This is a genomic window from Viridibacterium curvum, from assembly GCF_039544165.1.
GTDB classification, from domain to species: Bacteria; Pseudomonadota; Gammaproteobacteria; order Burkholderiales; family Rhodocyclaceae; genus Viridibacterium; species Viridibacterium curvum.
Genome location: NZ_BAABLD010000008.1, coordinates 1,207,349 through 1,230,866 on the forward strand (window position 1 = coordinate 1,207,349; position 23,518 = coordinate 1,230,866).

The 23,518-nt window shown below is 63.4% G+C and carries 20 protein-coding genes; 5 read left to right on the forward strand and 15 right to left on the reverse strand.

Going from position 1 to position 23,518, the window contains the following annotated elements; all coding sequences use genetic code 11:
• Positions 1-8 precede the first annotated feature (8 nt).
• From ABEA02_RS13350 to ABEA02_RS13400, 11 genes are all read right to left on the reverse strand, one after another.
• On the reverse strand, positions 9-3,110 hold the full coding sequence (locus tag ABEA02_RS13350; RefSeq protein WP_345533531.1) for a baseplate J/gp47 family protein: 3,102 nt from the start codon (positions 3,108-3,110) through the stop codon (positions 9-11).
• On the reverse strand, positions 3,107-3,544 hold the full coding sequence (locus ABEA02_RS13355) for a GPW/gp25 family protein (RefSeq protein ID WP_345533533.1): 438 nt from the start codon (positions 3,542-3,544) through the stop codon (positions 3,107-3,109). The genes ABEA02_RS13350 and ABEA02_RS13355 overlap by 4 nt, the downstream gene beginning before the upstream one ends.
• Positions 3,545-3,557: 13 nt before the next feature.
• On the reverse strand, positions 3,558-3,839 hold the full coding sequence (locus tag ABEA02_RS13360; RefSeq protein WP_345533535.1) for a PAAR domain-containing protein: 282 nt from the start codon (positions 3,837-3,839) through the stop codon (positions 3,558-3,560).
• A 19-nt stretch (positions 3,840-3,858) separates the two neighbouring features.
• Positions 3,859-5,595, reverse strand: a complete 1,737-nt coding sequence (vgrG, locus tag ABEA02_RS13365; protein WP_345533537.1) for a type VI secretion system tip protein VgrG — start codon at positions 5,593-5,595, stop codon at positions 3,859-3,861.
• A complete protein-coding gene (locus tag ABEA02_RS13370) occupies positions 5,595-6,269 on the reverse strand; it encodes a CIS tube protein (RefSeq protein WP_345533539.1) in 675 nt (224 codons plus the stop codon). Before ABEA02_RS13370 ends, vgrG begins: the two co-directional genes overlap by 1 nt.
• A 2-nt stretch (positions 6,270-6,271) precedes the next feature.
• Positions 6,272-6,433, reverse strand: a complete 162-nt coding sequence (locus ABEA02_RS13375) for a DUF5908 family protein (protein ID WP_345533541.1) — start codon at positions 6,431-6,433, stop codon at positions 6,272-6,274.
• Between the two features lie 14 nt (positions 6,434-6,447).
• Positions 6,448-6,894 carry a phage tail protein gene (locus tag ABEA02_RS13380; protein ID WP_345533544.1) on the reverse strand — a complete coding sequence of 149 codons (447 nt, stop codon included), beginning with the start codon at positions 6,892-6,894 and terminating at the stop codon, positions 6,448-6,450.
• Positions 6,895-7,253: 359 nt separating this feature from the next.
• Complete coding sequence (locus tag ABEA02_RS13385) at positions 7,254-7,688, reverse strand: phage tail protein (RefSeq protein ID WP_345533546.1); 435 nt, start codon at positions 7,686-7,688, stop codon at positions 7,254-7,256.
• A gap of 50 nt (positions 7,689-7,738) precedes the next feature.
• Complete coding sequence (locus ABEA02_RS13390) at positions 7,739-9,703, reverse strand: phage tail sheath family protein (RefSeq protein WP_345533548.1); 1,965 nt, start codon at positions 9,701-9,703, stop codon at positions 7,739-7,741.
• Positions 9,704-9,714: 11 nt separating this feature from the next.
• The gene (locus ABEA02_RS13395) at positions 9,715-10,716 is read right to left on the reverse strand and encodes a hypothetical protein (protein WP_345533550.1); all 1,002 of its coding nucleotides are present in this window, start codon (positions 10,714-10,716) and stop codon (positions 9,715-9,717) included.
• Positions 10,713-11,297, reverse strand: a complete 585-nt coding sequence (locus ABEA02_RS13400) for a Pvc16 family protein (RefSeq protein WP_345533552.1) — start codon at positions 11,295-11,297, stop codon at positions 10,713-10,715. Before ABEA02_RS13400 ends, ABEA02_RS13395 begins: the two co-directional genes overlap by 4 nt.
• A gap of 600 nt (positions 11,298-11,897) precedes the next feature.
• Here ABEA02_RS13400 and ABEA02_RS13405 point away from each other — a divergent pair.
• Positions 11,898-13,529 (forward strand): right-handed parallel beta-helix repeat-containing protein, encoded by a 1,632-nt coding sequence (locus ABEA02_RS13405; protein ID WP_345533554.1) that lies wholly within the window; start codon positions 11,898-11,900, stop codon positions 13,527-13,529.
• Positions 13,530-13,654: 125 nt separating this feature from the next.
• Here ABEA02_RS13405 and ABEA02_RS13410 read toward each other — a convergent pair whose 3' ends face one another.
• Positions 13,655-14,410, reverse strand: coding sequence for an NINE protein (locus ABEA02_RS13410; RefSeq protein WP_345533556.1), 756 nt, complete (start codon positions 14,408-14,410; stop codon positions 13,655-13,657).
• A 266-nt stretch (positions 14,411-14,676) separates the two neighbouring features.
• On the opposite strand from ABEA02_RS13410, the gene ABEA02_RS13415 reads away from it, so the two are divergent.
• Positions 14,677-15,711 (forward strand): rhamnogalacturonan acetylesterase, encoded by a 1,035-nt coding sequence (locus ABEA02_RS13415; RefSeq protein WP_345533558.1) that lies wholly within the window; start codon positions 14,677-14,679, stop codon positions 15,709-15,711.
• Positions 15,712-15,791: 80 nt separating this feature from the next.
• On the opposite strand, the gene ABEA02_RS13420 is transcribed toward ABEA02_RS13415, so the two are convergent.
• From ABEA02_RS13420 to ABEA02_RS13430, 3 genes are all read right to left on the reverse strand, one after another.
• On the reverse strand, positions 15,792-18,482 hold the full coding sequence (locus tag ABEA02_RS13420) for a polysaccharide deacetylase family protein (protein ID WP_345533560.1): 2,691 nt from the start codon (positions 18,480-18,482) through the stop codon (positions 15,792-15,794).
• A gap of 121 nt (positions 18,483-18,603) precedes the next feature.
• Positions 18,604-19,002 carry a hypothetical protein gene (locus ABEA02_RS13425; RefSeq protein WP_345533562.1) on the reverse strand — a complete coding sequence of 133 codons (399 nt, stop codon included), beginning with the start codon at positions 19,000-19,002 and terminating at the stop codon, positions 18,604-18,606.
• A gap of 132 nt (positions 19,003-19,134) precedes the next feature.
• Complete coding sequence (locus ABEA02_RS13430; protein WP_345533564.1) at positions 19,135-19,599, reverse strand: cupin domain-containing protein; 465 nt, start codon at positions 19,597-19,599, stop codon at positions 19,135-19,137.
• Between the two features lie 67 nt (positions 19,600-19,666).
• Here ABEA02_RS13430 and ABEA02_RS13435 point away from each other — a divergent pair, with 67 nt between their 5' ends.
• The 3 genes from ABEA02_RS13435 to ABEA02_RS13445 all read left to right on the forward strand — a co-directional run bounded on the left by ABEA02_RS13435 (position 19,667) and on the right by ABEA02_RS13445 (position 23,421).
• Positions 19,667-20,380: a YebC/PmpR family DNA-binding transcriptional regulator gene (locus ABEA02_RS13435; RefSeq protein WP_345533566.1), complete on the forward strand. Its 714-nt coding sequence runs from the start codon at positions 19,667-19,669 to the stop codon at positions 20,378-20,380.
• Between the two features lie 226 nt (positions 20,381-20,606).
• On the forward strand, positions 20,607-21,263 hold the full coding sequence (locus ABEA02_RS13440) for a peroxiredoxin (RefSeq protein WP_345533568.1): 657 nt from the start codon (positions 20,607-20,609) through the stop codon (positions 21,261-21,263).
• A gap of 130 nt (positions 21,264-21,393) precedes the next feature.
• Positions 21,394-23,421, forward strand: a complete 2,028-nt coding sequence (locus ABEA02_RS13445; RefSeq protein ID WP_345533569.1) for a TonB C-terminal domain-containing protein — start codon at positions 21,394-21,396, stop codon at positions 23,419-23,421.
• Positions 23,422-23,518 lie beyond the last annotated feature (97 nt).

Genomic DNA, 23,518 nt, shown 5'->3' on the forward strand with positions numbered 1-23,518 from the left:
ACCTGACCTCAGCTTTGCGGCGCGGCGGGGAGTGCCGGGAAAGCGTCCGCCTCGGCGATGATGTGGTGGGCGTCGGAGACGAAGATCGCGTCCGGGGTTTGCGGTGCGAGCTCACTGACATCGGCGAAGGCGCTGCCGTCTTCCGGCACCACGCCCATGCGGAAGTCGGTGACGAAGTCGACGTAGGGCAGCTCTTCGACCACGTCGAGCAGGACGGAGCGATAGAGGCGACCACCGAATTCGATCTGCCGCGTGTTGCCGTCACCGCTGTCGAAGGCCCAGGGCGACAGCGCGCGGATCAGGGCCTGTTCAAGCTCGTTGCGGTAGAAGTTGAAGGCGAAGCCGGTGTGGAAGCGCACCTTGAAGTCCAGCCGTACGCGCTGGTAGCGCGGGTTCTTCACGTGCAGGGCGACCTGCATGCCGACGTGCTGTTGCGCGAACTCGCGCATGCGCGTGAGGGTGTCGAGATCAACCTTGGGGGCCAGCGGGTCGACCGCGTTCTGGTTGCGCAGATCGGGGATGGCGATGAGCATCACGTGACCGGGTGCGAGCCATGAGCTTTCGCTGGCGTGCGGGATGCACTTGACCTTGTGCACCGAGGGGAAGGCTTCGAGCAACATGCGCTCGTAGTCCCACGGCGTGATGCAGCGGTTGCGGTGGCGCAGTCGCTCTGCGGCGCGGCGTGTCAGCGCAGCGTCGTCTTCGACCGGGCGGCCACCGAAGCCGGCATAGGGCTGGGCGATCCTCTTGATGGCAGATTGCGGCGCCTTGAGCTTGGCGATGCTGCCGGCCGGCAGGGTGCTGTTCAAATGAGCCGGGTCGTTGCCCTGATCGTGGAAGGCGACTTCGACGGCGTTGTTGGCGATCTCGATGAGCTGGCAGGCGGCTGCACTGCCGCTGTGGATCGCCGCGCGCAGCCACACGAGGCCGTTGGGCATGGCCGTGTGTTCGGTGCTGGTCTCGCGCGGCAGGGTCAGCGCGACGATGCCGCTGGTGAGCAGGTGGTTGGTGGTGTCCAGCGCCAGTTCCTGCGGCGTCAGCGCGCGCCAGTGGTTGTCGGCGAGTACCGACCAGCTGACGGTGGGTGTGGCGAGTTCGGGGTCGGCGCTGCCCTCGGCCACCTGCAGCAGCAGGCTCAGCGAGTCACCCGCAGCGACACCTGACACGCCGATCAGCAGCTCGCCGTCGTCGGGGTACTGCGGCAGCAGGGGCACCGTCTTCTGGCTGACGTAGTCGAGCTGCTCACGCAGGAAGCTGTGCTCGCGTGCCTGACCGAAGCAGCCGACGTGGAAGAACTGCACGTCGGGGTTGGTGAAGGAGGTCTCGCCGGCTTCTCCCGTCAGGCTCATGTCGATGGCATCGGACTCGGCGCTGTAGTTGAGGCTGATGCCTTGCGCGGTGGGCGTCCAGGGCTCGTTGAGGGTGACCTTGTCCTGGTGGATGGCGTGGTACACCGACTCGCGACGGTAATCGGCGTGCAGGAAGTCGTCTTCCAGCGCCACGGTGATGAAGCCGTTGCGCACCGCGGGCGGCGGCACCACGGGCCGGTTGAGCATGGGGAAGTGCAGGCGCTGTCGTTGGCCCAGCAGGCGTGACACGATGCTGCCGCCCGACAGCAGGCCGAAGAGGCGGCGGTCGCGGCGCTCGTACCTGTTGCCGCCGTGCTCGGGTTCGACGGCTGGCGCGGTGGGGCTGAGGTGCGTCACGCCCGCGCTGTCGCGCAGCAGGATGTCCTGCTTGCTCTTGTGCTCCTGGCCGGTTCGGTCGCTGAACACCAGCTGGCCGGTCACGCCGTTCGAGAGCTGGTTCTTGTTGCTGTAGTGGTTGTAGTACAGCACCAGGTTGGGAGGTAGCGCCTGCCAGGTCAGGTTCACGCTGAGCGCGGTGACGTGCTTGGACAGTGCCTCTTCGCAGCCGACCATGAAGCGGCTGCCGACCACGGGTTGCGGGCCGAAAGGCTGGAAGGCTTTCTTGGGGTTGAGGCTGCCGAAGTCGTTTTCGAGCACGAGGTTCTGCACGCCCGAAACGTCGACGCGCACGCGTGCCACGCTGAGCGAGAGGGTGTCGAGATCGGTGTAGCCCAGCGCTGTGTCGGGCTTGAGCAGCAGTTGCACGACAGGCGCCTGGGCGCTGAAGGCCATGGCGTGCAGATCGGTTTTGTAGTCGACGACGGCAGCGTCGCTCGGGCCCAGTTCGAAAGTGACTGTGAGCAGATTACCCTGCACGCTGGCGTCGACCGGGAAGGGGCCCAGCCAGCCCTTGGGGCCGGTGAGATGGGCTTCGAGCGACTGTTTGAAGTTGTCGGCCGTGTGGCGTGTGGCATCGACGCCACCCAGCGTCAGTTCCAGCGTGACGTGGCGCTTGCCTTCCTGCATGCGCAGGACGGGTGAGGCAAGCGCAAAGCCGACCGGCGCGGCCGGCAGCGTGTCGTCGCCAAAGCCGGACCACTTGGGTTGCGCCGCATCGAGCGCGGCGCCCAGTCCATCGGCCGAGTTGGCCACAGGAGCGAAATGCAATGTGCGTTCGCCACGATGCACGCTGTGCAGCGCGCTGACCTTGCCGTGGTTGATGACCACGTCGCGCACGGGCTTGTAGATCAGCTCGACACCGGTGGCGTCCTTGCCGCCCGTGAAGGCCTGGTCGGGCGTGATGGCGATGGCGGCCGCACCCTTCTTCAGCTCCAGCCCGAGGTGGGCGTGGTCGGGCTGTGCGGCACGCGCTGTGAAGCCCAGCGCGCGACGGTACTGGAAGTCCATGTGCCGCGCAGTGAATGCGTTGAGCAGGGCCTGTGGTTCGCGGTAGAGTGCGAAGAAGCTGCCGAGCAGGCCCAGGTGCGGCGGCACGTCGCCTTCGCTGCGGGCCAGCAGCTCGGCATCGCTGCTGCCAGGGGCGGGCGCGGGGATGAAGTCTGCCCAGTTGCCCGAAGCTTTGTCGGGGCGGTTGTCGTAGAAGCGCATCAGCGCGGCTTGCTTGCGTGCTTCGGCGAGCAGGTCGGCTTCGCTGCGCGGGTCGACCTGGAAGAATTCCGGCGCGAGCTCGGGCGGCGAGCGGTCGGCCTGCGACTGGCCGAGCTGCGAGATCATGTTCTGGACAATGCTCTCAGAACTCATTTCATGGCTCCCGCAACCGTGCCACGCACTTCATTGCTGTCGGTGCTGTAGAACGGGAAGACGAGGTTGAAGCGCGAGTTGGTGGCGCGCACTTCGTATTCGAGCAGGATGCGCAGCGCGCCGTCGTTGGGGTCGGGGTTGTCGATCTGCAGGTTGATGAGCTTGATGCGCGGCTCGTAGATGAGGATGGCCGTGCGCACGCGATCGAGCACGATGCTGCGCAGGGTCATGTTCATCGGTTCGAACATCAGGGCCTGCATGTCCAGCCCGAACTTGGGTTCGAGGAAGCGCTCGCCCGGCACGGTGCCGAACAGGATCTTGAGGCTCTCCTGGATGTCCTGCTCGTCGTGGCTCATGGCGACGCCGCCCGCTACGAAGCGCGGCGGGAAGCTCCAGCCTGTGCCGAGGAAGGATTGATACAGATCGTCTGCCATGTCTGTCTGCCTCTCAGCCGATGATCACGGTGGGTTGGCCTACGGCTGCCATCGCACCGCACAGGCAGGTGTCGGTATTGCGCAGGGCCGGCACGCCGCCGAACAGCACGGTCGGGCTGCCGCTCGGGAAGGGGCTGGACACCAGCGGGTGCGCCTGCGAGGGCGGGATCGAACACACGTGGGTGTCTCCCATCACCGCAGCGGGCTTGCCACCGATCTGCACGGTCGGCGCGCCGGGGCCGACGATGGTGCCGCCGTGGGTGGTGGTGTCGCCGACGCAGACTGCGAATGCCATGATCTGTGCTCCTGCCGAGTCAGTTGATCTGCACGATGCCGCCCTTGACCTTGGTCACGGCGCTGCTGGAAATTTCTGCCTGGGTACCGCCTTCGAGCTTGAGCTCGGTGCCGCCCTTGGCCGAGAAGCCGGTGCCCGATTCCATCCTGGCTTCGGTGCCGGCTTTCAGTTCGAGCGCCTTGCTGCTCTCGATCTTGATGCCGTCGGCATTCATGGTGATCTTGTTGCTGTGCTGATCGGCGAGCACGATGGATTTGTCGTCGTCGCTGATCGTGATGCTGTTGCCGGCCGGCGTTTCGACGACGATGACTTTCTTCTCGTCATCGAAAGTCAGCTTCATCTTCTCGCGGCTGACGTAGCCCTTCAGGTGGTTGTCGTCCGAGCCCTTGAAGGGTGCCGGCTTGGCGCTGCTGTGGAGCATGCCGAGGATGATGCCGTGGCGAGGGTCTTCGTCGAGGAAGCCGACCACCACTTCGTCGTCGATCTCGGGGCGGAAGAAGAAGCCGCGCTCCTTGCCGGCATCGAGACTGGCGACGCGTGCCCAGATGCCGTCTTCGGCGTTGTCGATCATGGGCAGGCGCACGCGCACGCGGTCTTCGCCGTCCGGGTCTTCGTTGCTGACGACGATGCCGATCTGCAGGCCGGCCACGCGGGCGAGCAGGGCGCCGGCAGGTGGTGCGGACATGTCGTCGGGCGGCAGGCGATCCAGGCCGCCAAACTGCACGTGCGTCTTCCAGCCCTGCACGAGGTCATACACGTGGCGCACACCGGTCACGAAGACCTTGCCGTTGCAGCGCGCTCCTACACCGGACAGCGTGACGACACCACCGGGCTTGATGCTGGCAATGCCTTCGCACTTGCCGCGCCCGCAGACCTTGTTCACGCGGCTGCGCAGCCATTCGCCATCGGCCCAGGCCTGTGCCTCGGCTTCGACCAGGCCGCTGTTGCGCAGCGGCTGGCGCTCGGCAGCGGCGACAGCAGCGAGATCGTCGGCATTCAGGTTGCCGGGGCCGCTGAAGCCGGGTGTGGCGCCATCGACTTCGAGCAGGCTTTGCTGGGCAGGGTCCCACGCGATGCTGCGCACGGCCTTGTATTGCTGGCGTGCGTCGATCTCGGCATCGAACTCCAGCAGGGTGGCGCCGAACTGCAGCGTGCAGGCGGAGGCGCCATCGGTGGCGGGCTTCTTGACGGCGAGCTTGTCGGCGTCGGGCCAGATGAGAAGGCCGTTGGCTTGCGCTCGGGCGAGCAGGAAGTCCCAGTCGCTAGTGGCGACCTGCAGCATCTGTTTGTGCTTGAGGGAGGTCGGATCAATGTCGCCCGTGATGCCGGCCTTGCCGAGCAGGGCTTCGATGATGCCGCTGTCGCTCTGGTCGAAATAGCCGGCGTTGCTGCGCACGGCGGTCATCTTCATCGCGGCGTGACGGCATTCGACGATGAGTTGCGGGGCGCTGGCTTCGCGTACCTTGATCTGCTGCTGCACGATGAGGCCGGTGAAAATCGACTCCGAGCTCTTGCCCGCGCCAGCGAGTATCTCGATCTTCTTGCCCGGCAGCAGCAGGTCGCCATTGCCAAGCGGAAAGTCACTGCTCGCCGCGCTGCCATCAAGGTAGACAAGACGCGCCGAAGCGATGCGATTGACGACCAGGCTGATGCTCACCGACAGCAGCTGGTGCTCCTTGGACATCTCCTTGCCATCGACCTTGACGATGAACTCGCGATGTTCGGCTGCGACGGGTAGGGCGCGCGTGTCGGACATCACTTTTCCAATGGCGGAAAGAAGATCTGCGTGCCGGGCGCGATGTTGCGGAAGTCGTCGAGGCCGTTGGCCTCGGCGACGCGCAGGTAGTAGCGCGGGTCACCATAGATCTCGTTGCACAGCGTGGGCAGCTTGTCGCCGGCCTTGAAGACGCGTTTGTGCGTCAGGTCGGGCGACTGGTCCTGCGCCATCGCGACGCGTGTCTTGTCGTCGGCCGTGTCGATGAAGCTCGCCGTGATGATGGCGCGCATGGGTACACCATCAGCGCGGAACATCTTGTAAGCGATGGAGGCGTTCTTGAGCACGCACTTCTTGACGGTCAGCGTGCCCCAGCAGACCTTGAGGTAGTTGGTGCGGTGGATGTCGCCGTTGTACATCGTGATCGTCTGGAATTCCTCGATCTTCTTCTGCACGTCGATCTTCTTGCCGTTCGCGCCCGTGCCGTCGAGGAAGAAGGTGAGCGAGAGGTCGCCCGGCTTCATCTTCTTGAAGTTCATGCGGCTGCCCGTCGTGCCGGAGCCCTGTGCGGCGTCGTACTCGACTTCGTAGGCGAGCGTGATCTCGTTCGGATTCACATAGGCCTCGAAGCTGCCGATGGCTGCGTCCGAACAATCCGGCGCCTTGTGCGCGAAGATCGTCAGCTTCTTGAGTTCGCCGTTCGGTGTGTCAGCCACGATCAGCGCTCCTCACGATCACGCAGGATTTCGAGCACGCGCTCGACGCATTCGGCCACGACATCCTGCTTGCCTTCGCTGGCCGAAGGCGGCGCACTGCCGCCGCCAGCAGCCTGATTGCTGACTTCGACCGAGATGACGACTTCGTCGACGATGATGGGCATGGTGTGTTCCTGTCTCAGCTCGACTTGTTGACGGTGAAGTACTGGTAGTAGAGCTGCAGCGTTTCGATGACCACGGTGTTGCTGTTGGCATTGAGGTCAGTGATCGACCACTTTGTGGGGTAGGCATTGGCGAGGTGCCAGGTCATCAGGGGGTCGTGGTTCTCGTTGAGCAGGATGACGTCCACGTTCTTGGGCGTGATCTGGTAGTCCTCGATGCATTCACGCATCCAGTCCCACACGGCAGAGTTGAGCAGCAGGCCGCGTTTGAGCACGAGCTCCGGGTACTTGGCGCGCAGCGGGTACTTCTGGATGAAGCGGTTCTCGCCGCCCTCGGCAATTTCTTCGGTGGCCATCTCGCGGCTGAGACCGCCGACTTCCGTGAAGCGGATGTCGTGGTCATTCGGGCCCAGGTCATTGACCTGTACCTTGAAATGAAAGCCGACCGGAGGGTAATAACTCATTTCAGCGATCCCCCTGAGCTGCGTTGGATCTGGCTGCGTCGTTCTGCCAGGAACGTGATTCAACGAGGCTGAGAGCCCCTTGTGGCAAGGGTTGCGCGTTGGCGTTCGGCAGCCAGCCCCAACCCTGCGGGCCGCTACCTTGCCGGGCGCATTGCTGCGTTGCTCGGCGCTCGCGTGGAATGACCACGCAGCGCTTCTCGCGCCTTGCACTGCATCCCGGCAAGGCAGCGTCGCACTCACGGTGATCGCTGAAACGAGTTATGTTCGCCATGGTTCTGATAGGGGTGTGTCGGTTTTGCCGGGCCAAGCGAAGCCCTGCCGGAGGGCGGCAGAAGCTCGCTCAGGCGGCTTGCGCTGCGTCAGTCGTTCTGCAGTTCCAGACCTTCGTGCGCCAGCTCGATGGACTCGATGGCCACTTCGTTGCCGGAGGCTTTCAGACCGGGACCTTCGACCTTCACCGGGAAGGCGTTCTGGGCTTTCCAGACCATGACCGGCTCATGCTTCTCGTTGAGCAGGCTGATCACCACGTCACGACGCTCGACAGTGTTGAGCTTGACGGTGGAGAGCCACTTGAAGAACTCGTTGTCGCTCTTGACTATGCCGCGCTTGAGCGTGATGTTGCTGAACTTGCGCAGGCCGGGCATCTTGATTGACGAGTACTCGGGGAAGGAGCCGTCGCGATATTCGATGGCCTGGTTTTCCTGCGTGAGGCCGGAGACTTCGGAGAAGCCGATACGGGTGCCGCCCCACTGCACGGTGAAGTGGAAGACGGGCAAGGGATATTGTGCGGGCATGATGATGTGTCCTTGAATGTTGGGTGAAGGGTTGCGGGCTCAGTGGCACATCACGAGGTCTGCAGCTTGTGCGAGAACTGCAGGATGATGAATTCCGCGGGGCGTACGACGGCCATGCCGATCTGCACGATCATGCGGCCCTCAAGAATGTCCTGCGCATTCATCGTCACGCCGAGACCGCAGCGCACGAAGAAGGCATCCTTCGGCGTGGCGCCGGCGAGCGCACCTTCACGCCACTTCTGCGTCAGGTAGTTCTCGATCATGCCGCGCACCTTGACCCAGGTATTGGCATCGTTGGGTTCGAACACGGCCCAGTAGGTCGACTTCTTGACCGACTCTTCGACCATGTTGAAGAAGCGGCGCACCGACACGTAGCGCCACTCGTTGTCGTTGCCGGCCAGTGTGCGTGCGCCCCACACCAGGGTGCCCTTGCCGGCGAAGGCGCGGATGGCGTTGATGGATTTGCCGGCGACGGTGTCGACGTTGAGGCCGTCGGTGTCGGAGGTGTCAAAGTTCACCTCCGGCCCGATCACGCTGTTGAGGCTGACGTTGGCCGGGGCCTTCCACACGCCGCGCTGGTTGTCGACCAGCGAGTAGATGCCGGCGATGGCGCCGCTGGGCGGGCAGCTGGTCAAAGTGTTGTTGATGCCCTTGATGAGGTTGCTGTAGACGCCGAAGTTTTCGAGCAGGGCTTGCTCGGCGGTGTTGCGATAGCCGCTGGCAGCGCTCACGAGGCCGCTGATGACACCGCTGACTGTTGCGAAAGCGGCATTGATGAAGGGCAGTGCGGCATTGAGCAGCTCGACCTCTTCGTCGAGGGCTGCTGCGATACCGGTGGTTGTGGCTGCGGGTGACGATGCACCGAAGATGCCACCCCATTCCGTGGCGCTGGGGTCAGAGCCAGCATCCCACTGCACGGTGTAGGCAAATGGGCCAGGGGCAGGTGCGGCTTCCATGCGGGCCTTGAGTTCCTTTTCGAACGCGATGAGGTTCGTGTAGGCCGTCTTGAGTGTGCTGGTGATGCTGGCTGCAGCGTCGTCCTTCAGCTTGGTGTGCACGAAGGCGCTACCGCCGGTGACGCCACCGTCGACCAGTTCGGCCAGACGGTAGAGGTAGCCGAACAGGTTCTGCATGTTCGCGGCGGAGGGCGTCGAGCGATAGGTGTTCATCAGTTCGGCTTGCTGGGCCGAAACGCTCTTGCTGATGGCGCCCGTTGCCGTGTTGATGCGGGCGTCGAAACCGGCGATGTCGGCCTGCGAGTCATCGATGGTTTTCATCAGTGCCAGCAGGCCCGCATCAGAGGTGAGGCTCTGCAAGGTGACGCTGGAGCCGCCCTTCTTGAGCGCATTCTTGATGTTGGCGTAGCCGACATTCTTGCTGTAGTTGAGTTTGAGCCAGGGCGTGTAGGCTGCGCCGTACTTGAGGCTGTTGATGCCGATCTTGTCGCGGAAGGCTGTGCCCAGTGCGTCGGTGCGGACTGTGTCGAGCACAGCGACGCGATCGCCCAGCTCGCCACATTGTTTGAGTGCGACTTGCTGTACGGCGGAGAGCTTGTCGGCATCCAGGCCGGCAGCGTCCGGGAACAGCAGGATGGTCGGCTCATCGAACTTCTTGACGGCCTTGACGCCAGCGATCAATTCGTCGCGATCAGGTTGGCTGGCATACTTGTCGGCCTTGACCGACACGATGTAGCAGTCGCCACCGCCGTTGTCGAAGAACAGGCGCAGGCTGTCGTAGAGATAGAAATTCGAGCTGATGGCGGCGCTGACGAAGTTGTTGTTGTCGTCGAGTACGACTTCGGTCACGGCGATGGCGGGGCCGTAGCCGAACAGCGCTTCGTATTCGAGCAGTGACTTGATGCGCGTCGGTATGCCGACGAGGTCGCCTTTGACGATGCGGCTTGCGAACTCTGTATAGCCTACGAACGCAGGGATGGCGGTTTCGACTTCGGCCACCGAAGGCGGGAAGACGGAGATTTCTTCAACGTAGACGTCGGGTGTCTTGTAGGTTGGCATGGTGATGGGCCTCAGGGTTTGGAGAGATGGACAATGAGATCTGCCTTCGCCCGCTCAGGGCCCGGCAGCGGCAGGTGCTCGATCAGGACGGTCGTACTGCGGTTCAGATTCAACTTCTTCAGACCGCGCTCCCGCCGCGCTACAGCTGATTGGGACTGGAAAACGACAATGTCGGCGCTGCTGTCCCCGAGCAGCGATTTCTGGATGAAGTCGTCCGGCAGGGGCGCCGGTACGGCCGCAAAAACGATGGGTGGGCGACCCTCAGTGGCCGCACCTTCGTCGACGATGTTCAGGGCCGCGACTTCTTCGGCGGTCCAGTTGCGCGTGACGATGTAGTAGCGCAGCGGTTCGCTGCGGGCGGCGAAAGTCAGCGTGAAGTCGGGTGGTGTCGCGTAGAAGCCGTCGTCGATGCGGATGGCCAGCACGCCCCAGGCGCCGGTGTCGCGCAATTCGGCGTCGATGAGGAGCTGGCGCTGTTCGATGACGCCGGCACCGTAGTCTTCCTCGATGCGGTAACGCCCATTGGGCAGGCTGCGCAGGTCGTAGCTGGTGTTGTCATCGCTGAGCATGCGCGCATCGAGCACATTGCCCGTGGCGTCAAGCAGGCGCAGCGTGACGGGGCGTGTGCTGGACAGCGGGGTGTGAGCGTGCAGGCCTGCTGCAACCGTTACACCGACAGGGGCGTCAAGCGTGGTCGGGCTGACGGTATTGCTGAACAGGGGTGTGAGGCGCGGGTCCGCCAGCAGGGGAGCGGTGATATTGGCGAAGCGCGTGTTCTGCAGACGCAGGGCGAAATAGAGCGTTTCGCCAGAGATGTCGCTGACCGGCTTTTTCGGCGCTTCGGCTTCGTAGAGCAGGTGCAGGCGCCCTTCGAGCATGCGCGCAATGATGCGGCCGGCGCGCAGGCGTTCGCGCGTGCTTTCGGTCGGGACGAATTCGATGTCGCGACAGGCTTCGCTGTAGTAATCGTGCGCGATGCTGATCGTCGTCAGCGGTGAGAAGCGGATCTTCATTTGTTGCCCAGCGCGGTTTCGATGTCGGTGATGGGTTTGCCGATGGCGAGCGGCTCGACGTCCTGCAGCACCACCATGCGTACGCGGTAGGCCACCGAGGGCAGGTACTTGCTGCCGAGGTAGGCCCAGATCTGGTTGAGCTGCTCGGTCGACAGCGCGAGCATTTCGACAAGCAGCTTGTCGATGCGCGGATCGAGCGCGGGGTATTCGTCAGGCGTGAACACCGGGTGCGCCTGGAAGAAGGTCAGCAGGTTCGACAGGAAGCGCAGCGATTGCGTGTATTTGTCGTTGGCCGACGGGCGCGCGTGGAACAGCACGGTGAGGTTGAGCTTGAGTTCGGGCTGCAACAACACCTGGCTGCCGCCGACGTAGGCGTAGTCCGGCAGCTGCGAGCGCATCACGCGGTCTTCTTCGATGTTGATGAGGGTGAGGCCGATGTTGTCCGGCGCGATGGCCCATTTGCCTGCGTCGTCGACGAGCTGGCCAACGATGACCTCACCGACGTTGGTGCTCGTCAGCCCCCTGTTACGCAGATGCGTATTGGTGGTGTCGGCGAGAAAACGGATGGCCTGGTCCAGCATCGTTCTCCAACTCCCTTATCGGGCTGCCCGGCGGGGGCTGCACCTCACGCGGGCTAAGCCGCAGGATCACGACAGGGGTTAGGAGGACGACAGGCTACAAGGCGCGGGTGCAATGCCCGGCCGGCATCTGACTCTCTGTCACGGCTGTGCGTGTTGATTGTTAAATTCTGTTGCGTAGCCTAGGCCTGCGTTCTTTCTGGCGCCATGGCCGAAGGGGCAGGCGTGTTCTGTCCAATCGGGCAAGCAAGCGCTGAAGGCTGTTGTCACCCCTGAAATTCCGTCGCAAAAGGCGCTCTCACGTCGTTATTGCGCGACGGTGACGGATACGGATACACGGATACGGGCTCTTCAGCGGAAGGCCGGGATGTCGAACGAAGTGTCGGGGTTGGCGGTATGGCATCCGCCGCGTGCTTCTTCTGGCAGAACAAGCACTTGCACTGCCGCGCGGGTAGTTTGTTCGACAGAAAAACTATAGAATGCGGTGGCCTGATCGATGTCCCGGCCGTCAGGGCCAGCGTCTCGATGCGGGGAACACACACAAGAAGCCCGGGGCCGCGTCGCGGTGCTCGTGCGCTTCACCACACCATCGAGGAGACACACATGTACGCAAGACTGCTCGGCGCCATCGCGCTGGCAAGCCTGTTCGCCGGCGGCGCGCAGGCGGCTTCGGACGCTCCGTCCGGCTATACCAAGTGCGCCCAGAACACCGGCGCGACCTGTTCTTTCAGCGGCACGCGTTCGGTCGCGCTGGGCAAGTCCGGCAGCTTCGTCTACGGCACTTTCACGAACAGTGTGGCTTGCTCGTCGAGCAACTTCCCGAGCAACACCTTCACTTCGTCGGCCTGGTGTTCCTATGCGGGCACCACGACGAGCTCGTCGAGCAGCGTGGCCTCCAGCAGCGTGGCATCGAGCAGTTCGTCGCAGTCCTCGTCGTCGGTAGCATCATCCAGCTCTTCGGTTGCTTCTTCGGTCGCGTCGTCGAGCTCGAGCAGCTCCAGCGTGGCTTCGTCGGTGAGCGCTGATCCTTACGTAACGGGCTGCGGCACCGAGACCAGCAACCTGACGGCAAGCAAGATCATCTACGTGACGCCCGGTGCGTCGAGCAGCGGTGCAGGCACCAGTTTCTCGGCACCGATGAGCCTCAGTGCCGCGCTGTCGTCCGTGAGTGCCGGCCAGATGGTCCTGTTGCAACCCGGCACCTACAACATTCCCTACACCGCTGGCGCGAAGAACACCATCACGCTGTCGCAGTCGGGTTCCTCCAGCGCGAGGATCTACCTTGTCGCCGCCAATTGCGGGCGCGCCAAGATCGACTTCCAGTGGCCGGACAAGACCTGGCTGCAGGATTCGTACGGCTTCTATCTCACGGGTAACTACTGGTATTTCAAGGGCATCGACATCACGCGTGCCGGCTACCAGGGCACCTACGTGACGGGTGCCAACAACACCTTCGAGAACGTCGCGTTCTACAACAACCGCAACAGCGGCCTGGAAATCAACAAGGGTGGTTCGTATACCAAAGTCATCAACGTTGACGCCTACAACAACTACGATCCGAAAAAGAACGGCAGCATGGCCGACGGCTTTGCCTCCAAGCAGACCCAGGGCCCCGGCAACTTCTTCTATGGTTGCCGCGCCTGGAACAACTCGGATGACGGGTATGACACGTTTGACAGCGCTGAGGTCGTGACCATCGAGAAGAGCTGGGCGTTCAACAACGGCATCAACCTGTGGAATGACAGCGCGTTCGCCGGTAACGGCAATGGCTTCAAGCTCGGTGGCAACAGCAAGCTGCAACGGAATGTCATCACCCAGTCGGTTGCATTCGGTCAGCCGAACAAGGGTTTTGACCAGAACAACAACACCGGCGGCGTGACGCTCTACAACAACATCAGCTTCAAGAACGGCATCAACTTCGGTTTCGGTGGTTCGCTGGCATCGGGCGAGAAGAACAAGTTCCGCAACAACATCTCGCTCTCGGGAACCAGCTCGGACAGCATCGCCAACGCCGATCAGTCCAACAACAGCTGGAACAGCCTCACCGCGACGAGCTCGGACTTCGCCAGTCTCGATCTGAGCCTTGCCACGGCAGCCCGCAATGCCGATGGCAGCCTGCCGCAGACGAATCTTTTCCGTCTTTCCAGCAGCAGCAAGATGATCGACAAGGGCATCAGCGTCGGCCTGCCCTATCTTGGCTCAGCGCCTGATCTGGGTGCCTTCGAGCTCAAGTAATCCATTCAGAGTTTCGGCTCTCGTTGTACTGACGCACGCCCTTGCAGGCGTGCGTTTTTTTTCTGAGCCCTGCGCGCACCAAAAAGAAGAGGGCCCTGAGGCCCTCTGGTGTCGGCGCCCTGCGCTCAGCGTCGCTGGCACTGCTGCGGGCGATAGATCGGCTTGACGGAGCCACCCGTGCAATCCCACGAGAGCTGGTTGTTGGCGATGCGTGGCTCGAACTCGATGGTCTGGTCGCGCAGCGAACTTGCGGCGTTACCAAACAGGATCACGATGCGGCCGTTTTCCTGCAGACGGGCAGTGCCGAGATTGGGCAGCTCGCGAACGTTGTCGGCGGTGACTTCTTCTGGTGTCTGTGGCAGGCGACCATTCTTGACGATGAATTGCTGCACTTCCTGACGCAGCGGTTCGATGCTCTGGATCGCGGCCATGGTCCTGGCTTTCATCGTGTAGTTCTGATATTGCGGCAAGGCGATCGCTGCGAGGATGCCGATCAGGGCGATGCCACCGAAGATGGCCACGACGATGGCGATAATCACCCCGCTGTTCCCGGCCTCATACTTTTCGTTGAGGCTCTCCTCACTGGTGCAGAGGTAGATGATGAACTCGATGAACGCCACCAGCCCCGGAATCCAGGTCCAGAAGAACAACAGGTAGAGCAGGCCCCACCAGGGCTTCTTGAGGTAGAACTTGTGTGCGCCGAGGCCGCCGGCGAAGAAGGTCAGCAGCACCAGAGCAACCTTGCTGACCTGTCCCTTCTGCTTGACCCCGCACTTGGGGCAAATCACGGCTTTCTTGTTGATCTCGGCGCCACACTCGCTGCAGTCCTTGGTGAGTCGCTCCAGCGATGCTTTGGGTGCTGCATAGACGTTGCCGCTCATTTTTCCCCCGGATTGTTTGTTGGCATGCGAAGCGCATGGTAACCCGCTTTGCACAGCAGCTTTGAGGGCAAGCCGCTGACGTCAGGCCGGCCTGGTTGTGTGCAGCGCATCACACAGGGCGGACGGCTCCCGCAATCCGGATCAAGCGCGGAATATCCTGCCGACTTAGCCTGCGCAGCACGCTGATCCCGCTGTCAGCTGCCACAAGAAGACGCAGTACGAGACAGATCGCCAGCCTCTGGCGACACAAAGCAAAGGAGAATTCCGTGATTTCCAAACTCAGCCTGGGCGTGCTCCTGCTCGCCCTGAGCAGTCAGCTTTTTGCCGCCGCCGACGCTCCGTCGGGTTGGACCAAGTGCGCCCAGCCCGGCGCCACCTGCACCATGACCGGCACTCATGAAACCACCATGGGCAAGGGCGGCGTGTTCTCGCCCAACGTCGTCCGCACCGGTAGCTTCGTCTGTTCGCTGGCCAACTTCCCCGGCGCACCCGGGAATGCCTCGTGGTGCTCGTACAACCCCGCATCGGCCAGTGCCAGCAGTGCCAGCAGCTCGGTCGTCGCGTCGAGCTCCAGCTCTTCGGTGACCAGCTCCGCCGCAAGCAGCTCGACCAGCACGGCCGCGATCCGCATCTTCATCGCCGGGGACTCGACGGCCAGCCTGTACGGAAGCGACCGTTACCCGCGCATGGGCTGGGGCCAGCCCTTCCAGCAGTACTTCAAGAGCACGGCAACCGTGGTCGACGATGCCAAGTCCGGCGCCAGCACGACGAGCTTCCTGACCACGTCGAACTATGCGGACATCAAGAGCAAGATGAAGGCAGGTGACTATCTGCTGATCCAGTTCGGCCACAACGACGAAGATGGCAATCCGGCAGCAACCACTTTCTACAACACGCTCAAGACCTATGTGGACTACGCCAGGAGCGTTGGCGCCAAGCCCATCCTGATCACGCCGGTGACGCGTCGCACCTTCGCCACCGATGGTTCGGGCAACATGAAGAACAGCCACATCACGACCAAGGGTGGCGACTACCCGCAAGCCGTGCGCAACCTCGGCGCCGCAACCGGTACGCCCGTCATTGACCTGACTGCGCGCAGCATGACCTTCTTCAAGAGCGTCGGCGAAGAGGGCTCCAAGGCCTACTTCATGTGGGTCAAGGCCTCCGAGGGTTTCCCGGCCTACACCTCCGACACCAGCGACAACACGCACTTCCGCGAGAAGGGTGCGATTGCGGTCGGCCAGCTGGTGATCGATGGCCTGCGCGACCTGAATTCGCCGCTGGTGCAGTACCTCAAGTAAGCGCCGCAGCTGCAGGAAAGCAAAAGGGCCGCAATGCGGCCCTTTTGCTTTGCAGTGTGTTCTGGTGCGTCAGGTGTGGCTCAAAGCTTGTCGATCATCTCTCTGGCGTGTGCGGCTGCGGCACCGTTCGGGGCCAGTTCGAGGTAGGTTCTGAACGACTGCACGGCACGCTTCTTCTCACCCGCCTGCGCCAGCGCGTCGCCGAGGTTGAGGTGGGCCACGGCGCGTGAAGCGTCGAGCTGGATGGTCTTCTCGAACCAGCGTGCGGCCTCGGCGAATTTCTCCTGCTTGTAGAACACGTAGCCGAGGTTGTTGGCAGCCAGCGCAAAATCCGGTCGCAGCTTCAGCGCTTCGGTGAAGGCCTCTTCCGCTTCGGCGTACTGTTTCTCGCGATAGGCCAGCAGGCCGCGGTCATTGGCACGCTGGGCCAGCTGGCGTGACGATAGGGCGATAACGGGCCCGGCCTTGATTGTGCGGTCCTTGCCCTGCAGGTCGGGCACTACGGCTGCGGGGGCCGAGGCGACCGGTGCTGCGATGGTGGGCGTGGTGGCTGCAGGCGCTGCGGCGTCGAGCTTGTTATTGAGCGCGATCGCATCACCAGAGAGCTGGTTGGTGCCGGCACTGAGGAATTCTGTTTCCACCGGCAGCTCGAAAACGAACTCGCCGCCCTGCGAGCCGGGCAGGCTGCCGAAGGCTGGCGTCTGCTGCGAGACGCCGGACACGGCGGGCGCGATGTAGGCCGCAAGTTCGGTCGCCGTGATGTAGCCGTCGCCGTTGAGATCGCCCTTGCCGCCCAGCGCCTGCAGCAGCGTCCAGGTGAAGACGGAGTGTCCCTCGGGCCCGCCGTCCGCGACCAGCTGATCGGCACCGCCCGCCGTCAGCATCTGGCGGCCAATGCGCTTGGCGTTCTCGCGCAGGTAGTTGTTGCCGCCGCGTGTGAGGGCCAGGCCGCTGTAGCAGGAGTCCATGATGAACAGGGCGTGCTTGGCTGGCAGGCTCTCGGCGATGTTCTGCATCTCGCTCATCGAGATGCCGTCGGTGGCGAGTTTCTCCGGGTCGGCATCCACCGGAACGATGTAGCCCAGATCGCGGCCCGAGCTGAGCTTGCGCGTCGCACCGTGCCCGGCGAAGAACACCAGCACGCGGTCGTTTTTCTGCATCGCCGCGTGGGCCAGCTTGTCGTGGAAGACGGACAGGATGCCATTGCGCGTGGCCTCGGCATTGGTCAGGGTGATCACGCGTTCCGGCGCAAAGCCGAACTTGCTGGTCAGCGTGTCGCGCAGGGCCTGTGCGTCGCGCACGGCGTACTGCAGGCGCGGCCACTTGCTGTATTCGTCGATGCCGATGATGACGGCCCAGGACTGGTTGTAGCCCGTCGTCACAGCAGCGCCGGCATCGGCCTTCGCCTTGCCTTTGGGCAGGGCGAGCTTCTCGCCGTCCCAGCCAGCGAACTGGTAGCCCTCGGCCATCAGGCGATCCAGCACCATCGGCAGGGCCTTCACCGTGCGTTCGTGAATGTCGTGGAACAACACGATGCCGCGTCCCTCTGCATCGACCGAGCGCAGCACGCGATCCGCAATCGACGATGGCACCGGGTCAGCCCAGTCCAGCGAATCGATGTTCCACATCATCGATTGCAGCCTGGCGTCCTCCAGCAGCTGCAGGGCTTCCTTGCTGTGTGCGCCGTAGGGGAAGCGGAACAGCGAAGAGCGACCGCCGTCGACCTGCTTGAGCAGCGCGTCGGCATTTGTCACTTCGGCCTTCAGCGCGTCACCCGTGGTCTTGTTCAGCTGCGCGTGCGAATAGCTGTGGTTGGCCAGCGTGAAACCGTCGGCGGCCAGTTTGCGTGCGACGCGATAGTGCATGCCCAGCTTCGGTTGGTTACCTTCAATCGTGCCGAGATTGCGACCGACCTGGAAGAAGATGGCGGGCACGCCGTACTGCTGCAGGATGGCCTCGATCTCTTCGGTGTAGCGGCCATGCGGGCCATCGTCGAAAGTCAGCACCAGGGTCTTCGGTGGCAGCCCCTTGCCGACGCCCTCGCTCTGGTTGTCACGCTGCAGCTTGTCGAGCTCGGCCAGCTTCTCGGGCGAGTAGGGCACGACCATCGCGTGCTCCTTGAGGATCTGCGCGCGGTTGTAGAGTTTGGCCAGCTTGGCGAGGTAGTCGTCCCAGCGCTCGCGCTTGAGCACGATGGCGCGCGATTCGAAGCGGCTGAAGATCTGGCTGATCTCGCGTTCGTAGTTCTTCTCGATCTCGGCCAAGCCGTCGAGGTCATCGCTGATGCGCTTGTGCAGCTTCACCGCCGGCAGGCTGCCGAGCTTGCTCACTTCGGCCTGCAGGTCGCGCAGCAACTCGCGAAAGGCGAGGCGGTCGGCATCGAACAGTGCCGGGTCCGACTCCACGTAGTCGAGCAGCTTTTCTACCGCGCCCAGCTGGTTGGCGGCGACGATGTTGGCCAGTCGCGAAGACAGTGCATCGCTGGCGGCCAGTTTTTCATGGAACAGGGCGCGCGCCACGGCATTGGCATACCCGCGCTCGACTTCGGACTGCTTCTTCTCGTCCGCCAGCAGCACGATGATCTGGCGGTACTGCGCCAGCACACCCGCAAAGGCGGTCTGCAGCTGTGCGGCGTCCTCCGGCTTGCTCGCTGCCACGGTGTCGGCAGGGTGAGCGGGCGCGCTGCCCTGGCGCCACCACAACAGGGCCACAGCCGCAGCGATAACCAGCACCACCAGCGCTGCGAGCAGGATTCGGGATCGTTTCAGCATGGGCGGAGTCCGCGAGAGAGTGGGGAACGGCGCATTCTATGCGTGTGTCGCCTCTCGCTGCACGGCAGCGGACATGCGGATGGCGTGAAGCCCGCCCGGCGGGACGTGCGTCCGGCGGGCGTCAGACGGCGGAAGGGATTTCGTCGAGCGTGCCCTCACTGCGGCAGTAGCGCACGAGGTTCAACAGCTCGGCTTCGGCCGCTTCGCGCAACTCGGGGAAGTTCAGCCAGTACGACGATTTCCAGCCCTTGGGCGCCAGCACGTAATCGGCGACCAGCTTGTCGTTATTCACCTGGTAGTAAATGTGATGCTTGGCGTTACCTTCCTTGAGCACGAAGGTGACATGCGCATCGGAGTAGCTGCCCTGATGCGAGGGTTTGGATGCGATCAGGTGCAGGTCGCTCAGCTTGGCGGATTTGACGCCGGTAAAGCCCAGCATCGCTTTTTTCCAGTCACCGCCGCGATCCACGCGGGTCGGAATGTAGGCCCATTTGTCACTCAGGGATTTGTAGCGCGCCATGTGATTCTCCGTGAAACAGACGGTTGCGATGCGCCCCGGGGCCGGGGGATCGATTCTGCAGGGTGACACATACTGCAGGGGCGCATGCGACGCGGTCAACGGCCCGGAAGTACACCGGGCGCCGGCCCGACTTCAGCCAGCTTCCGGCTCGCAATCTTCGTAAGCCGACTTCACGAAGCGCGGCGTGCATAGCGCGAGAAACACCAGTTCATTACCACTCGTATTGCGGATGCGCTGCGCGCAGCCCGGCGGAATCAGCACCACATCGCCGGGCGCCACTGCTTGCTGCAGCGTCGGGTTGCCGGGGGGGCCGAGTTCCACGACACCGGTGCCGGACTGTATGACGTAGCGCTCGGCAATGCCGCGCAGACGATGCCAGCGCGTGACGCCGCCGGCACGCAGGCGGGCCCGCGCAATCGACAGCGCCGGGTCGCCCGAGGTGTTGAGCATTTCGAGGATGAAACAGCCTTCTGCGAACCAGTATTCGCTGTCGGTATCGAGGGGGAGGATGCGTGGTTGCATGGGCGTAGTGTCGCAGGAAAATGCCGCACGAAAATGTCGCATGAAGAGGTTTCGCGACACCACCCAGCGATCCATTCAGCCTCGCCGCGTCCCGGTAGAATGTGCGTCTCGCATCGAATACAGCCAGTTACCGGAGACCGCCATGGGCGCACAGTGGAAAGCCAAGCATAAAGACATCGCCGCCAACGCCAAGGGCAAGATCTTCGGCAAGCTCGTCAAGGAAATCCTCGTTGCCGCGCGCAGCGGCGCTGACCCGGCGATGAACTCGCGCCTGCGTCTGGCCGTCGAGCAGGCCCGCAAGGCCTCGATGCCCAAGGACACGCTGGAGCGCGCGATCAAGCGTGGTGCCGGCCTGACCGATGAGCCGGTGAGCTTCGAACACGTCATTTACGAAGGCTTCGCGCCGCACCAGGTGGCGGTGATGGTCGAATGCCTCACTGACAACGTGCGCCGCACAGCGCCCGAAATGCGCGTGCTGTTCCGGAAGGGACAGCTCGGCACCTCCGGCTCGGTCGCCTGGGATTTCGACCACCTCGGCATGATCGAGGCCGAGCCCACAGACAAGGGCGCGGACCCCGAAGAGGCCGCCATCGAAGCCGGTGCGCAGGACCTCGAACCCGGCTCGGAAGAGGGTACGACCCTGTTCTACACCGAACCGACAGAACTGGACCTCGTCAGCAAGGCGCTTGCCGGTCACGGCTTCAATGTGTTGTCCGCCAAGCTCGGTTACAAGCCCAAGAATCCGGTCAGCGCCGCCAGCCTGAGCGCCGAGGCGCTTGAAGAGGTGGAAGCCTTCCTGGCCGCCATCGACGAGCACGACGATGTGCAGAACGTCTACGTGGCGCTGAGCGCCTGAAGATTCCCTGTGTCATGCAGGCGTGACATGACGGCGGTCGGGGCTGGCTGAACACTCGCGACTCTGACGGCTATAGCCAGCAATTGAAGGGGGTGTCGAAATCGCCGTGCTAGTATTTTTGAGCCAGCATTTCTCCCCGTCGGCGCCGGCCCGGCAGCGCTTGTTTCCTGTCTTTCCGGGCCCCGGCCGCCACTCGCTCCAACACCTGCACGAACGAGAGATCATCATGTCACTACGCATCAACGATATCGCCCCCGATTTCAGTGCCAACACGACGCAAGGCCCGATCAAGTTCCACGAATGGATCGGCGACCAGTGGGCCATCCTGTTCTCGCACCCCAAGGATTTCACCCCGGTGTGCACCACCGAGCTGGGCTACATGGCGAAGATCGAACCCGAGTTCACCAAGCGCAATGCCAAGCTCATCGGCCTCTCCATCGACCCGGTCGAGAACCACGAAAAGTGGTCGGCCGACATCGAGGAAACGCAGGGTGCCAAGGTCAGATACCCCATGATCGGCGACACGGATCTCGCCGTCGCCAAGCTCTACAACATGCTGCCCGCTGACGAGGCCGGCACCTCGGAAGGCCGCACCGCCGCCACCAATGCCACCGTGCGTTCGGTGTTCATCATCGGTCCGGACAAGAAGATCAAGCTGATGCTCACCTACCCGATGACTACCGGCCGCAACTTCGACGAGATCCTGCGCGTGCTCGACTCCATGCAGCTCACGGCAAAGCACCGCGTCGCCACGCCGGTGAACTGGAAGCACGGCGATGACGTCATCATCACCACGGCCGTGTCGAACGAAGAGGCCGACAAGCTCTTCCCCGGCTACAAGACCATCAAGCCCTATCTGCGCACCACCAGGCAACCGGGTTGATCGCCAGGGCAGTTTTCGGCAGGCATTGACGCTTGCCGCCGCCCCCGGAAACGCACGCCGCAGAACGGCGTGCGTTTTTCTTTGGGCGAGCCTGTACGATGCCGTCGTTCATTGAGCAAGGCTTTACGGTTTGAGATCTGATTTCGACGTTCCGCGTGACAACAGGCGACTGGGTCTGGCGGTCCTGGCGTCCCTGCTGGTGCACGCCCTGTTGCTGGCCCTCGGGTTCGGCGGTGCGGGGCTGGGCCTGTCGGCCGTCGAGCGCCGGTTCGATACGCTGCGAGCCGTTCTGGTCACGACGGCCGTGGAGCCCGAGTCCCCGGACGCGCAGATCGTCATGCCACACGAGAGTGCCGAGCGCGGAGCTGCGCCACCTGTAGAGAAGCGCGTCGATGTGGCGCCAGAGGTTCCCGCAGTGGCTGTCGTCGCCGAGCAGGCGCCCGTGCTGGTGGCTGAGCGTTCTGAAGCCAGCATCCGTGTTGAACCCGGCAATGCGCCGCTGCGACAACCTGAACCCATCATCGAGCAAAGTGCGCCCGAGCCTGAGGCCGAGCGCGTGCGGCGCGCAGAAGCCGAGGCGGCTGAACGCAGGCGGGTGGCACTTGAAGCCGAGCGCCTGGAAGCGGCAAAGCAAGAACAGGCGCGTCTGGAAGTGGCGCGCATCGAGGCGGCAAAACGCGAGGCAGAGCGACTGGAGGCCGCACGGCTTGAGGCTGTGCGACAGGAGCAACTCAAGCAGGAGCTGGCACGCCAGGAGGCAGCCAGACTGGCGGCGGTGAGGCAGGAACAGGAACGCGCTGAAGCGCAGCGGCTCGAATACGAGCGCCAGGAAATCGCACGCCTGGAGATCTTGCGTCAGGAGCGGAGCAGGCAGGAGCAGCTGCAGCGCGAGCGTGCGCAGCAGGAGGCGGCGAAACAGGAAGCAGCAAGGCAGGAGGCAGCAAGGCAGGAGGCAGCGCGCCTTGAGCAAGCGCGCACCGAAGCAGCCCGGCGCGAAGCCGAACGCCTTGAAGCTGCACGTCAGGAAGCGGCTCGCCTCGAAAAGCTGCGCCAGGAGCAGGCACAACGCGAAAAGGCCTTGCAGGAAGCCGCACAGGCCGAAGCTGCGCGTCAGACCGCAGCCCGACTGGAGCAGGAGCGGGCCGATGCGGCGCGCAAGGAAGCGGAACGTATCGAGGCCGCCAGACAGGAGACCGCCAGGCTGGAGAGGGCGCGACAGGACCAACTGCAACGCGAGCGTGTGCTGCAGGAAGCGGCAAGGCTGGAAGCAGCGCGACAAGCCGCTGCACGACTGGAGCAGGAGCGCGCCGACGCCGCGCGCAAGGAGGCCGAGCGTCTCGAAGCGGCGAGACAGGAAGCGATAAAACAGGAAGTCGCGAGACAGGAGGCCTTGAAGCAAGAGGCTTTGAGGCATGAGCGCGCCAGGCAGGAGCAGGCACAGCGCGAGCTCGCCCAGCAGGAGGCCGCGCGTATCGAAGCCGCACGGCAGTCTGCGGTGCAAGAGGCTGCAAGGCAGGAGGCGGCCCGCAAGGAGGCCGCGCGACTCGAGGCGCTACGACAGGAGAGGGCTTTGCTCGAAGTGGCGCGTCTTGCCGCCTTGCAGGAAACGGCGAGACAGGAGGCGGCCAGACAGGAGGCGGCACGTCAGGAACGTGCCCGGCAGGAAAAGGCGCAGCGCGAGCTGGCTGAACAGGAGGCCGCGCGCGAGGCACGGCTCAAGGCCATCGGTCGTCAGCTCGATGAAGAGGCCGCGCGACGGGACGCGGCATCGCGCGCCAGTACGACTACGTTGCCTCTGTCCTATGGTGTGCGCCGTGCGAGGCTCTTCGGGCGCAGCGATGCCAACACCGATCTCGTCCTCTACGCCGAAGCCTGGGCCCGCAAGATCCAGCTCAACACCGCCATCGAGAAAGTGCGTGACATCGCAAAGCAGCCACACGTGCACCCGCTCATCACCGTGGCCATTCGCGCCGACGGCTCGGTCGAATCGGTGACCTTTGTTACCTCCAGTGGCGTGCCCGCCATCGATGAATCGATACGACAGATCATCAAGGGCGCTGCGCCGTATGCCGCGTTCCCGTCAGCCTTGAGCCGTGACTACGATGTCGTCGAGATACGCCGCAGCTGGATATTCGACACGGCCGTGCGCCTGGAGTGATGCGGCGCCCCGACTGCTGCAACGCGGATCGGTATCGGGGCACACATTTCACTTGTCCTTGTTCAACATGAAGCGCTGAGAGTAAAAAAAGCCAGCG